The organism is Ketobacter sp. MCCC 1A13808 (genome assembly GCF_009746715.1).
GTDB lineage: Bacteria > Pseudomonadota > Gammaproteobacteria > Pseudomonadales > Ketobacteraceae > Ketobacter.
Genome location: NZ_VRKW01000003.1, coordinates 144,576 through 158,053 on the forward strand (window position 1 = coordinate 144,576; position 13,478 = coordinate 158,053).

11 protein-coding genes are annotated in these 13,478 nt (G+C 48.1%); 5 read left to right on the forward strand and 6 right to left on the reverse strand.

Features of this window, described 5'->3' with window-relative positions:
• The first annotated feature begins 292 nt into the window (after positions 1-292).
• Complete coding sequence (locus FT643_RS07500; RefSeq protein ID WP_156870772.1) at positions 293-958, forward strand: response regulator transcription factor; 666 nt, start codon at positions 293-295, stop codon at positions 956-958.
• Entirely contained in the window at positions 955-2,349 is a 1,395-nt protein-coding gene (locus FT643_RS07505) for a sensor histidine kinase (protein ID WP_156870773.1), read from the forward strand. The genes FT643_RS07500 and FT643_RS07505 overlap by 4 nt, the downstream gene beginning before the upstream one ends.
• A gap of 24 nt (positions 2,350-2,373) precedes the next feature.
• Here FT643_RS07505 and FT643_RS07510 read toward each other — a convergent pair whose 3' ends face one another.
• Positions 2,374-3,195 (reverse strand): NAD-dependent epimerase/dehydratase family protein, encoded by an 822-nt coding sequence (locus FT643_RS07510; protein ID WP_156870774.1) that lies wholly within the window; start codon positions 3,193-3,195, stop codon positions 2,374-2,376.
• A 117-nt stretch (positions 3,196-3,312) separates the two neighbouring features.
• Here FT643_RS07510 and FT643_RS07515 point away from each other — a divergent pair, with 117 nt between their 5' ends.
• The 3 genes from FT643_RS07515 (at position 3,313) to FT643_RS07525 (ending at position 6,805) form a co-directional block, all read left to right on the forward strand.
• Positions 3,313-4,224 carry a hydrogen peroxide-inducible genes activator gene (locus tag FT643_RS07515; RefSeq protein ID WP_156870775.1) on the forward strand — a complete coding sequence of 304 codons (912 nt, stop codon included), beginning with the start codon at positions 3,313-3,315 and terminating at the stop codon, positions 4,222-4,224.
• On the forward strand, positions 4,221-6,305 hold the full coding sequence (gene recG, locus FT643_RS07520) for an ATP-dependent DNA helicase RecG (protein WP_317621969.1): 2,085 nt from the start codon (positions 4,221-4,223) through the stop codon (positions 6,303-6,305). The genes FT643_RS07515 and recG overlap by 4 nt, the downstream gene beginning before the upstream one ends.
• A 134-nt stretch (positions 6,306-6,439) precedes the next feature.
• Positions 6,440-6,805: a response regulator gene (locus tag FT643_RS07525; RefSeq protein WP_156870777.1), complete on the forward strand. Its 366-nt coding sequence runs from the start codon at positions 6,440-6,442 to the stop codon at positions 6,803-6,805.
• An 18-nt stretch (positions 6,806-6,823) separates the two neighbouring features.
• On the opposite strand, the gene FT643_RS07530 is transcribed toward FT643_RS07525, so the two are convergent.
• From FT643_RS07530 to FT643_RS07550, 5 genes are read right to left on the reverse strand one after another with little or no spacing between them, the layout of a single operon-like run.
• Positions 6,824-7,810 carry an NAD-dependent epimerase/dehydratase family protein gene (locus FT643_RS07530; RefSeq protein ID WP_156870778.1) on the reverse strand — a complete coding sequence of 329 codons (987 nt, stop codon included), beginning with the start codon at positions 7,808-7,810 and terminating at the stop codon, positions 6,824-6,826.
• A gap of 24 nt (positions 7,811-7,834) precedes the next feature.
• Complete coding sequence (locus tag FT643_RS07535; RefSeq protein WP_156870779.1) at positions 7,835-8,752, reverse strand: hypothetical protein; 918 nt, start codon at positions 8,750-8,752, stop codon at positions 7,835-7,837.
• Entirely contained in the window at positions 8,752-9,786 is a 1,035-nt protein-coding gene (locus FT643_RS07540; RefSeq protein WP_198043395.1) for a 3-oxoacyl-ACP synthase III family protein, read from the reverse strand. Before FT643_RS07540 ends, FT643_RS07535 begins: the two co-directional genes overlap by 1 nt.
• Positions 9,783-12,089: an efflux RND transporter permease subunit gene (locus FT643_RS07545; protein ID WP_156870781.1), complete on the reverse strand. Its 2,307-nt coding sequence runs from the start codon at positions 12,087-12,089 to the stop codon at positions 9,783-9,785. Before FT643_RS07545 ends, FT643_RS07540 begins: the two co-directional genes overlap by 4 nt.
• Positions 12,086-13,417, reverse strand: coding sequence for a hypothetical protein (locus tag FT643_RS07550; protein ID WP_156870782.1), 1,332 nt, complete (start codon positions 13,415-13,417; stop codon positions 12,086-12,088). Before FT643_RS07550 ends, FT643_RS07545 begins: the two co-directional genes overlap by 4 nt.
• Between the last annotated feature and the right edge of the window lie 61 nt (positions 13,418-13,478).

Sequence of the window (13,478 nt, forward strand, 5' to 3'; positions counted from 1 at the left end):
GTTCACATCATTCGCACCGCAGCTGGACGAGTTTCCGCAGTTGTAAACGGCTGCGTGACTGATAGGAATGAAAGTTAAAGAAGCTGCCAATGAATAAAGCAATTGTTTTGTAGTCAAGATACGTTCCTCCAGGTTGTTTTTTTAATTCTGCTTACTCCGAGTCTGGATTCTCACAAAGAGATTCGGTAAACAGTGCGATCAATGTAATGATCAAATCTGTAATTTTTGTGGAAAGTATTGGTTGCGCGTGATTAATTGATAAAATAGACGAAAAATTGCGCGTGATGATAAGATGAAAACAAGTCGAGTTTTATTGGTGGAGGACGATCCATTAATTTCAAAAACGCTGTCACTTAGTCTTCCGTTTGCAGGATTTTCCGTTACCCTGCGCGAAACGTTTACTAGTGGCTTGGAAGCGGCGCGTCAGCAGTCCTTTGATGTAATTTTATTGGATCTAAATCTACCGGATGGAAATGGTTACGAATTGTGTCGGCGTATCCGCTCAACTAATACCAAGTTGCCGATACTTATTCTCACTGCTAAAACAGATGAAGAATCCGCTGTCGAAAGCCTTGAATGCGGTGCTGACGATTACATTCGAAAACCCTGTGGTGTTCGGGAACTTTCGGCCAGAATGTTAAGGTTGATCAGTAAATCCGATCGAAGCATATTGAGCTTTGGGTCTCTGCGAATTGATTCCAGTAAATTTATGGCATGGTCAGGCGAACATGAACTTAATCTCGGCAAGAGAGAGCTGCTGATTCTGGCGAAGCTTATTGAGCGCAATGGTGACGTGGTTACGCGAGAAGAAATACTAGCAGCGACTGATCAGGAAGCCATGATATATGACCGAACCATTGATTCTCATCTGAGTCACTTACGCAAGAAGTTAAAAAACATTGATGCATCAGAAACTATCGATTCTGTATACGGAGTAGGCTACCGCCTGAGATTATGAGATCTCGATTTTGGTTTCAGTTGCTCTGTCTGAGTATCATCGTATCACTCATATACTGCGTCGTTGGCCTTGCGAGTTACCAACGCATAACGAAGCCCGCAAGAGAAGAAGGCCGTAAAAACCTTTATCTATTGCTGGCGAATATACTGGAAAGCTCCGATTACACTGATGCATTGAAAATGTTCGAAAAGTTTCGTGTGGAATCGCCGTCGCTGGCTTCTAATATTTGGGTGCTATCAAGCGATGGAAAAATCCTTGCATCCAATACACCAAGCCCTCTCCCTGAGCAGTGGCAGGAAATACCTAAACCGGATCAGCCGCACCAATTATCGGGAGCCGGCGGTCCGTTACAAATGTTTCATGAGATGACGCTGATACGGCTGAATGCACAGAGCCCCACCTATGCGTTGATCAAGCCCACTGCAAACAGACCCATCAAAAGACTAGCTCTATTTCAAATTATTTTATTTTCGACTGGCATTTTTATCACCGCCATTAGCGGGCTTTGTGTGGCATTTCTATATCTTCGCAGAACATCTATCGAAGCGAAAGACGTAATATCGGGGCTCCACTCAGGTAATCTGAAAGCTCGATTTAAGATTAGTAAATGGGGCCAAATTAATGACCTGAAGCTCGATTTTAATGGAATGGCAGAGCAAATTGAATTGTTAGTCAATCGGGTCAAGAAAACCGAAGCTACACGGAAAAACCTTTTGCAAGAATTAGGGCATGATTTGCGAACCCCGCTCACCAGTATGAAAGCGGCAGTGGAAACTCTGGATCTTTACCGTGGGAAAATGTCACCTGAACAGCAAACTGATTTTATTCTGGTGCTCCAATCTGAATTAAACTACTTTATTGACCTGCTCGATGACTTGTTCTTTATCTCCGAGATTGCCGAGCCAAGTTACGAAAGCGGGCAGAAGAAAATTAATATCAATGTTCTGGTGAATGAGGAAGTGCAGAGTCGAGTCATTGCCTATCCCCAGTTGACTTGGCGCCTATGCAGTCTGGAAGGCGATGTAATACTGGCAGTTGACCCTCTGCTGTTTCGCAGGTTACTGCGTAATACTTTTGACAATGCGGTAAAATATGCCAGTAACGAAGTTCACGTTAGATTGAGGGTTCAGGGAGAACGAGTTGAGATTGAAGTCGAAGATGACGGGCCTGGTATGAGTGTGGAAGCAATCGAATCCTTCGGGGTGCGAAAGCGGCATCGAATTCCGCGAAAAGATTGCGTAATGGATATGTCCCTAGGCTTAGGTTCAGTCATTATTGGCGCTATCGTGAATTTGCACGGTGCAACGCTTCGAATACAAAGCGGAAAGAATGATAAAACGATGCGGAGCGGGACGCGGTTCATTTATTCTTTTCCCAAATATTTGCGTTAACGCTTTCATGGTGTGAATAAAAATCTATTGAGCATAACCACTGCGATAATCCGGGAACGAAAAAGAATAGCCAAGTGAGGTCAGTCGCTGGTTGCTGCAGCGCTTATTTTGTGTGGCATCGGGTCCAGCCGCTACCGGATTGGGTGCCGGAGCTTTGAATTTTTCAGCCAGCCATTGATATAAAGTCCATTCATCCACCGGGTTGTTGTCTACCCCGAGATAACACTCATCCAGTATTTTGCCCGACTCCACGCATTCGATCAGAAAAGCCAATACCCCCACGCAGTCATGCTGATGAATCCGGTTGGTGTATTTAGGAGGGCTGGCCTGCGCATCGGCTCCCTTCCTGATCTTGTCCAATAGCCTGCTACGTCCGGCACCATAGATTCCGCCAAAACGTATAGAGGTTGACGGGACAGCACTTCGTTTTAATAACGTTTCTGCTTCCAGAACGCGAACGCCGTTATAACGGCTGGGCACTGTGGCACTGTCTTCGTCCACCCAGCTACCATCGTTCTGGTGATACACCGCTGTACTGGAAACGAAAAAGAAACGCTTTACGGCATGCCCGGATAGCGCGTCTAACAGGTGCTGAACTCCCGCTGGGTAAGCCGACTGATACCCGGCATCTGAGTATTCCGACGGGGTTGCGGTATAAACCACATAATCAATGGGCTCACGGATTAACCCGTCGGCTAGCGGCTGGCTAAGATCACCCTGTATACAAGTGAACGGCATGGCAACCCGGGAGCGACGCAATCCGATCGGTTGCTGCCCTCGCTGTGCCATCAGTAACCCGAGTTGGGTGCCGATTTTGCCGCAACCGGCTAATAATATGCGTGGCATAATCTGTTTCCTGATCGGTAATGGAACGAATTTGTCGATAGTTAAACTATTAATAACTTCTGTCTTCAATCACCTTATGCTATCGTTTTGGCAGATTGTAAGGCAATGGAAGGGCACATGACTTTAACTGAACTTCGCTACATCGTCACCTTGGCACAGGAGCGTCATTTCCGGCGGGCCGCAGAACGCTGCTTCGTAAGCCAACCTACCCTGAGTGTGGCAATAAAAAAGCTGGAAGAAGAATTGGATATTGCGCTGTTTGAGCGTAATCGATCCGATGTTCGCGTCACCATGGCGGGTGAGCGCATCGTCGCTCAGGCACGCAAAGTGCTGGAAGAAGCCGAGCTGGTGAAACAAATCGCTCAGGAAGGCAAAGGTCAGTTGAATCTGCCTTTGCGGGTCGGAGCTATCTTTACGGTTGGGCCCTACCTTTTCCCCCACGTCATCCGCAGCATTAAACCAATTGCACCGGAAATGCCGTTGATTCTGGAAGAAAATTACACCGGTGTTTTACGACAGAAGCTACGTAATGGCGAGCTGGATGCCATTATTATATCGCTTCCATTCGAAGAAGCGGATGTCGAGATTCACGATTTGTACGACGAGCCCTTTGAAGTATTGATTCCGGCGGGACACCCCTTGGCCAAGCAAGAAAAAATCACCCGCAAACAATTGGAAAAAGAAAATATATTGATGCTGGGTGAAGGTCATTGTTTTCGTGAGCAGGTCCTGAATGCGTGCCCGGGGATTATGAAGCACAGCGATGAAACCACCATTCCCCAGGGCACGTCGCTGGAAACCCTGCGCCATATGGTCGCCTCGGGTTTAGGATTGACCATTTTACCCAGCTCCTCTACTGATAGACATATATACGATACAGACACCCTGGTCGAACGCCCTTTTGCCGGAAAAATACCTTATCGCCGCGTCTCGATCGTGTGGCGAAAACGATTTTCCCGTCCCAAAGCCATACAGGCATTGGTTGAAGCGGTGACCAGCTGCTCATTACAGGGTGCCGCGACGCTGTGACACCGGATTTTTTTGCCACAACACCGGTGACGCAATTGAAAGGCGTGGGTGCGGCTCAGGCAGAAAAGCTCGCCCGTTTGGGCATTCACAACCTGCAGGACATTTTGTTCCACTTGCCGTTCCGCTATCAGGATCGCACTCGTTTGGTACCGATCGGTTCCACTCGCGAAGGCAGCGAGGGCCTGATCCAGGGGCGGGTCCTGATGGCGGATATTGTGGTGAGAAAACGCCGTAGCCTTATTTGCCGGATAGAGGATGGAACCGGTCAGTTGAATCTTCGCTTCTTCCATTTCTCTGCCAGTCAGAAAACCCAATTTCAAACCGGAGCGATCGTGCGTTGTTATGGTGAAATACGTTTAACCGGCTTCGGAAAGGAAATGGCGCATCCGGAATACCGCGTGTTGTCGGGTGCAGATGAGCCGATAGAGGCGCAATTGACGGCAGTGTATCCGGCGACGGAAGGTATTCAGCAACCTACCTTGCGTAAGCTCAGTGATCAAGTATTGAAATTACTGGGCAAAGCCCAGAGCGTGGCGGAATTGTTGCCCGTTGAGGCAATGCACGCTGCCCAGTGGCCAACCTTGACGGAAGCATTGCATTACGTTCACCGGCCACCGGCAGAGGCACCGGTTCAGGCGTTGTTGGATGGTTCCCATAAGGCGCAACAACGATTGGCCCTGGAAGAACTCACCGCTCACCATCTGAGTTTGCTGAAGCTGAGAAAGCGGGTGAAAGAGCAATGTGCACAGGTGATTCCCGCGCAGTCAACATTGGAACAATCGTTGCTGGCGTCTTTGGCATTTACCCCCACCGCTGCGCAACAGCGAGTGCATCAGGAATTGTGTCGGGATCTTCAGCAGAGCCACCCTATGTTACGTCTGGTGCAGGGGGATGTGGGTTCTGGAAAAACGCTGGTGGCTGCACGGGCTGCGGCGATGACCATTGATGCTGGATATCAGGTGGTAATGATGGCACCCACCGAAATTCTGGCGGAACAGCACTACCATGCTTTTGTCGAGTGGTTTGAGCCGCTTGGTCTGACAGTGGCCTGGTTGTCCGGAAAGCTAAAGGGTAAAAAACGCAACGAACAGTTGGCTTTGATCCAAAGCGGTACTGCCCAGATGGTGGTGGGAACCCATGCGCTGTTTCAGGATGAGGTTGACTATCGCGATCTGGCGCTGGTGATTATAGATGAGCAGCATCGGTTCGGAGTGCACCAACGAATGGCGTTAAAACAAAAAGGCCAATCCGAAGGCATGATACCGCACCAACTTATTATGACTGCAACACCCATCCCGCGTACGTTAGCAATGAGTGCGTACGCCGATTTGGATACCTCCGTTATTGATGAGTTGCCACCGGGACGAACGCCGGTTAAAACAGTCGTACTGGAAAGTCAGCGTCGTCTGGATGTAGTGGACCGAGTACGGCATGCCTGTCTGCAGGGCAGGCAAGTGTATTGGGTTTGCACGCTAATCGAAGAGTCTGAAGTGTTGCAATGTCAGGCTGCGGAAGACACTGCAGAACAACTGAAAAAATTTTTGCCAGAGATTGAAATTGAGTTAGTGCACGGCCGTCTTAAACCGGCGCAAAAAGCGGATATCATGGATCGCTTTAAACGTGAGGAGATTCAGGTTTTGGTCGCCACCACGGTCATCGAGGTGGGTGTCAACGTTCCCAACGCGAGTGTCATGATTATTGAAAACCCAGAGCGATTGGGTTTGGCACAGTTACATCAGTTGCGTGGTCGCGTTGGGCGCGGAACAACGGAAAGTTTTTGTTTGTTGTTATATCAAAAGCCGTTGTCGAAAATGGGGCGTGAGCGTCTGGAAGTGATGCGGGAAACGAACGACGGCTTTGTAATAGCAGAAAAAGATCTACATCTACGTGGGCCAGGTGAGGTGCTCGGCACCAGACAAACGGGAGAGATGAGTTTTCGTATTGCAGACCTGTTGCGTGATGAAACTCTTCTGGAAGAGAGTAAGCAAATGGCTGCGCTTCTGCTGGAGCGGGATCCCGCAAGGAGTGAAAGGTTAATCCAACGCTGGTTGGGAAATGCAGCCCAATACGGTGAAGTCTGATAAAGCAAATTGACTTAGTTGCCTTGTAATACAAGCGCTTAGGTCGCTGACATTGCGTTATATCAGATTCAATAAAAACAGCTACACTTAACCAATGGCAAAGACATTCAAGTTGATTTAACAGGTCGGCAGCAATGGGCAACAAAGTATTAGTGGTAGAAGACAATCCGGATAACATGAAGTTGGTAACCTGGATTCTGGAAGATGAAAACTACGTTGTGACCGGCGTAAACTGTGCCGAAGACTGTCTTTCCAAGCTGGATAATGAAGAATTTGATGTGGTCCTAATGGATATTTCGTTGCCCGGCATAGATGGAAAAGAAGCAACCCGCAGGCTACGGGCACAAGATCGTTTTCGGAGTCTGCCGATTATTGCCTTAACGGCTCACGCCGTCCACGGAGAAGACGCCGATATAATGGCGTCCGGCGTAACGGAATTAATCACAAAACCGCTGGATGAAGATATTTTACTGGCGCGGTTGCGCCAGTTACTGAATTAGATTAACCCATGTCTATAATCAGGTTGGTTGTTGCAGTGATGCGATAGTTCTGGCTTGTGCTTCGTGCAAACTAAAAAGCGGTTCATAGTTAAAATCCTGTTGTGCACGGCGTATAGAGAAATAGTGATTGCGATACAGCTCTGAAGCGATAAAACGCGTCACCATCGGTTCACCCTGCAAACCAAAAACACGATGCACCCATTCCAGACACCAACCTGCACCATAGGCAAGAAAAAAGGGTACTCCGATTCGCGGTGGCTGAGTGCCCAGCGTGCGCAAAACCTCTTTAATCCAATTCCACAGTAAAACCGGTTCAGGTTCGTTAATAAAGTAGGCTTTACCCCCCGTATTGTTCGATTCTGCCGCCAGAATATGAGCGTGCGCCGCATTTTCTACGTAAGTAACGCTGACCCGATTGGTGCCGGGACCGATCTGTTTTAATTTTCCGGACTGTGCTCGATTCAGCAATCGGGGAAGTAAATGGTTATCTCGTGGTCCCAGAATCAAATGTGGCCGGATCGCTAACGTTTGTAATCCATTCGGGTTATGGGATTTTAGCAGTAGTTGTTCGGCCAGGGATTTTGTGGCGGAATAGTGAGTATGGTAATAATCCGGGTAAGGCAGACTTTCATCGCCATTATGAATGTCGATATTATTCATCGTCACACTCGGCGAGCTGGTGTAAATCAGCTTTTTTACATCGGCCTGTTGGCAGCACGCGATAATATTTTTAGTGCCAACAACATTGGTATGGTAGTAGTCCTGATAATCCCCCCAATAACCCACTTTAGCGGCGGTATGAAATACCAGATCCTGACCTTTTACAGCCTGCGCAACAAGTTGATGGTCCGTAACCGAACCTTTAAATATCGTTACCGGCAATTGCGCAAGATGCGGATAATCCCCCCGATATAAAACACTGACTTGATAACCACGACTAATCAGTTGTTCGACGATATAGAGGCCGAGGAATCCGGCCCCCCCTGTCACTAACGCTTTCTTCATAATGCAAACTCCGGCAGTAATAGGCTAAACACAATACAGAGCGCAGGCGCTGGCATTACCGGACCCGACCGTGGAAAAAAGAAGGGTGGTTTTTTTCCTATCCTTGAGCTCCGGAATGAGCACATCAAATGCTGCAATGGGCGCAGCGGTATGAATATCACCGCCAAAATGCCCGTGCAGATCGATTGATTGTGGGGATAATGCCACGCCCCCATCCGCCGGGTGTTGAAAATCAATCATAGTAACCAGCTGCTGACTGAAACCACGGACCGGTTCTGAACTGAGAATAAAGTCGATGGCTTTGGGTCGTTGGCGCTGTAGATACTGATTAATATTTTCTGCGTTTAGGCGCAAATAACTTTCCGATAAACGCGGATCAGATTCAAAACGAACATGGCTGCGTCCCTCCATGCCAAATTCTTCTAGCTTTCCGGTGGCACTGAAACTGGATTCAGCGTTTGTATGGTCGCTCAGATAGCTGACCGCGTGAAAACCGCGTAACGAATCCGTATCCCAGCCAAGCAGCATGGCTGCGCCAACCGCCTCAAACGGAAATTCTTTGTGATCGGATTTAGAGGGGTGGGCATCACCCGCAACGATGAGAACGAACTGCTTGTGGTCATTCTGTAAAATGGAATCCGCCACCGAAATAGCGCTCATTACGCTGTTCGCTCCATTAATGACATCGAAAGAAAAAGTCATTCCTGCAAGATTTGAAGCTGAAATATCCAGACCAATTTGGATTTTTTTCTGTACCAGACTGGCTACTGACGGCTCCATGATATTGTCATCCCTATATAAGCCCGCATAGATCAAAACACCTATCCGAGAGGGATCTATGCCGCTCGCCTCAATGCATTTTATTCCCGCCGTTGCCGTATTTTCGATGGCACTGAAATTCTTATTCTCCACCACTGCGGTTTTACGAATAATGGATCCCATTAATTGATTCCTCTCAAGTTGCCCACGGTAACGGAAGCGGCACCCAGAATGATTCCGGAAGCCAGGATCAGCATGAGTACATTATCGCCCGGTTTAATGATGCCCTGGCGCATCTGGTCATCCAGTACGACAAAATGGGAAGTGGAAGAAGTATTGCCGAATTTGTCCAATGACACGCAGATGTGCGGGATGTCTCCGAACGTCTCACTGCACAATTCAAGTGCTGTACGGATCGCCCGTTCTGAGGTCTGATGGGGAATAACGTGCTGAAAATCTATGCCACTTACTTGATAGCGTTCGGCGAACTGACCCAGAAATGATGGAAGTCGTTGAATGACGGTAGCGTGAATCTCCATTGCCTTTGTGTACATGGCAACCCCCGGATTCTTATTACTTGGCATGCCAAAACAAAATTCCGAAAATTCAGCTAAGGTGAACAGTTCCAGGAAATTCAGTCTGGAGTGTTCGTTCACAGATCTATCCATGATGACAGCAGCACCGGAATCGCCCACCGTGAGTGATGCGAATTGCTCATCAATCGGATTGTTGATTTCTTTGAGCGCCGTTTCTGTTATCGGCGTAATGCATTCGCCGCTCACTACCAGTCCCGTTTTTGCTGCGCCACTTTTGATCATTTGATCCATCAAGTAGACGCCCGTGAACATACCGGCACAGGCGTTGGTGATGTCAAAATTCAACGCATTACGTCGCATGCCCAGCGTATTTTTTAATGTGGCGCTGAGGCCGGGCTCCAGCGCAAATCTAAGCCCGCCGGTGAAGCGGGTGATAGAAGTGCAAACAATAACGTCAATGTCATCCGCTCGGTAATGCGACTGGTGCAGGCAGCGTTCTATCGCTGACATCGCGAGGGTATGGCAATCCTCGGAATCCGAGCGCCAACGCCTGCTTTTTACGCCGGTTAATTTCTCCAGATCAAACATGGGTTGGGTTTCCATGCTGCTCACTAAGGATTGTGTCGTGACTTCTTTTTCCGGCAGATAAACACCAATACTTTCGAATCGGGATGCGATCATACGCTTGAACTCCTGAAATACTCTGGTTCCTGGGGTGCTTTGTCTGCCCATAAAAGCAATGTGGGCAGAAATAACAAATCGAAAAGCAAGGCAGTCATAATGATACCGGTGAGCATCAAACTCAGCGTGTCATTTACTGTAAAATCAGAGAGCGTTAATAATAGGATGCCGCAGGATAAGGTGATCGATGTGATCACGATGGCTGTGCCTGAGTGGACAAATGTTTCGCGCAGAGCGGTCTCAGGATCGTATCCGCTGCGACGGCATTGGAGGTATTGGCTGATAAAGTGAATGGTGTCATCCACTACGAGTCCCAGGCAAATGCTAAAAGTCATGGCGGCTGCGTGATTGACATGGCCCACTAGCAATGACCAGATGCCAAATATAACCACGGCAGGCATTAGGTTGGGGATGATGCTGAGTAATCCAAACCGAACTGAGCGCAGGGCGATCATCATAAAAATAGAAATCAGAATTAATGTTATTAACGAGCCATCAACCATGCTATGGATAATCTTGTTGCCCATGTGAGCAAAAATGAGCAGTTGGCTTGAGCCTTTGTTGTTGAGTTCCGGCAGGTTGTTTGAAAGATAATGGTCAATATCCCGTTCCAGTCCGATTAGAGTCTGGTTGTCGCTGTTCTTGATATGGACGGTCATCTTTAAGGCAGATCGGTCGAGGGTGAGATCGCGACTCAAATCGATCCCGTTCGGGATTAGCATTTCATACAGCAGAAGATATTGTGCGCAAAGTGCTTTGGAATCAGGAATGCGATAATACTCAATATCGTCATTATGTAGGGTTTGATTGATTTTTTTGATCAGGTCAATGTAGCTGTAGACCTCAGCTACATCCCGGTGCTGCCGCAACCATTGACTAACCTGATCTACCTTGCGTAAAAAATCCGGGTCGTTCACTCCGTTCTCGGTGCCCGAAGCAAATGAATACAGTAAGGTATGAACGCCACGGGTATTTTTTTCTGAAAATTGTATGGATTCATAGATGTCGAGAGAAGGGTCGAAATATTCAGATATATCGTCGTTGAAATCAAGCCGTGGAATGAAGGTTAACAATACGGCAGAAACTGTAAACATCAGCACCAACAACAAACGGTTGGATCGAATCACCCAGTTACTGAGGGACGCCATTGTTTTACTTAGGGACAGGGGTTTACGGATGGTTTGAGCAGGAAACAATAAGGCAATAGTGGGCAATACGGTAAATGTCGCCAGGAACGCGAACAGCACGCCGATTGCAGCCATATTGCCCATAGTTCTGAATGGCGGCGAGTCGCCGAAATTCATTCCCAGAAAGCCGACAGCCGTGGTCACGCTGGTCCAGAATACCGGAGCCAAATTTTTCTCGAGACTTTGCACCATCGCCTTTTTACAGGGCAGCCCCTGACGGCTTAAAAGGGTGTAAGTCGTTAATACGTGAATGCTATCTGCAACAGCCAGGACCATGATAATCGCTGGCGCCATCATGGTGATAGGGTTCATTTCAAAGCCTGACAGAATATTGATTCCGGTAGAGATGCCAGTAGCTGCGATCACCACGCCGATGGTTGATGCAATGGACATAATCGAACGTAGAAATAAGCCGGTCAGGATAAAAATGGTGAGGAAGACGATGGGGTTAACACGCAAAATGTCATCCATCGTAACTTGCAGCAGTGCCCCTTCGATCGCAACATCGCCGTTAATATGAATGGTGCTGCCCGGATAACGGGACTCAAACTCCTTTCTCAATGCCATTGCGGCGGAGCGCAGTTCCAGTACGGCCTCCAAGTGAGATTCCGGTAGCGCAATGGTGGCAAATAATGCAGTTGCATTCTCGTCGGGTGAAATCAGCTTGCCGCGGATCTGTTGATCCTGGCGTGCGTAATACTGAATGGAACGAATTTGTTCGGGGGTGAGCGTCCGGGCTTGATCAATCAGCGCAGTTGACCGTATATCATCGTCGGCTACTGATAAGCGCGAATGGTTACTAATGGATTCGACGCTAACGGTGTATGGCAATGTCCATAACGCGTTGGTGAGTGCTTCAACAACGACGAGATTATCTTTCCGGTAGATATTTTTGTCGGCGGGCTCGAACAAAATAACCAGATAATTCGAATCTACATAGTCTGTGTCCAACTGTTGCAGGCGTTGGTAGTGAGGGTCATCCTTATCAAACATGACCTTCACATCGCCGTTAAACGCCATCTGGGCCAGTTGGCTTGATAGCAGCAGGAGCAGGGTAATGCTGGCGATGAAATAAATTCGGCGCCGCTCTACCAAGTGATACAAGGCCTGCGTCATGCGGCATTGCTCCGGACCGTTCGGTCCGTATCCGTTATCAGCGTTTCCATGCGCAGAAAAAGCTGTTTGATCATGGCATCGGAAAAGTGATTGCGACTATAGCCGACACTCAAAGTGATGCTGTTTCCGGAAGTGGCCAGGGTGACGGCTAATTTTGGCGGAAACTCAAGCGGTGCGAACGGCTTTACATTGCGAATGGGTTGCTTGTTGAGCCGCATTTCCTCAGTATGAATGACACCAACATTGGTAAACACAGGAATCTTTTCGCCCCTGTGTTTGAGCAATCGAGTCACTATAAAACGGCCAAATTGAAAAGGCAGCAACGTCAGAAGCGGCCAGATAAAAGGTCCTTCCGTTATACCCGGATAACGTGCTTTACGTTGACCAATCGATTGCTGTACTTTTTTTGCCGCTGAAATCAAACAGTCGTCATCAACAATGGGCACATTGGTGTTGATAAAACTGGAGTAGTTCGCGACTCTGTCAGGTGCATGGTTATCTTCATAGCGACGTAGATCATAGGTATTCAGTACGCAGAAGGGCTTGCTCTGTTTCGGCTTTATAATGTCGTACAACGACAGGTAGTACGCAGCCAGCAGAATATCATTGAACGTCAGTTGATGGATCTGTCGTAATCGAATGATGTCACCCAGGCTCGACGGTGGCAGGGTATGACAATAATAAGCTTTGTCCAGTTGACCGTTTTTCTGGCTGGGTATGCGCCAATTGTTCGTGGTTATGCTGTCTTGTAGTTGATTTCGAAAACTGGAAATAGCTAACTTAATCGCGTCTGCCGGTTGGAAGTAGCGAATCAGTGCCCTGGTGCTGCGCTGTGTCAGATCACCCACTTCGGGTTGGCAATTGGAGGGCTCGTTCAGACTTTCATACAGCGCTAATAGCCGTTCAACGTAAATCAGGAAGCCACGACCATCAATGGGCACACAGCTGACTTTGATGCACACTGTCGTGGTTTTACCTTCAATAATCTGAATAAGTACCATCGGCTGCAGCGAAAAGTCGACCACCTGGACCAGGAATTTATCAATGTCCGTTTCTTTGTTTTCACTACTCAAAGAGTGGCAGAATTTGGCGCGGTCCAGTGTATCCCCATCCCACTCAATCCAGCGCGGCTGGCCTCGCTGGTAAATCAGGCGCTGCGCCATAATAGGATGTTCAATGAAGGATAAGCGGACCGCTCGATTCATTTGGTTAACGTCTACTTTTCCTTCAACGTCAAAAACCAAGTGCATAACGTGGTCACCAAAGTCCTGTAGGCAAACATTGACCTTGTCCAGTAACGTCAAGCGACTAGAATTTGTTGTTTTCACCAGCACCAGGTTATCCCTTTATTATTTTTATAGTGTTGCCTGGTGAAAAATTAAATCACCT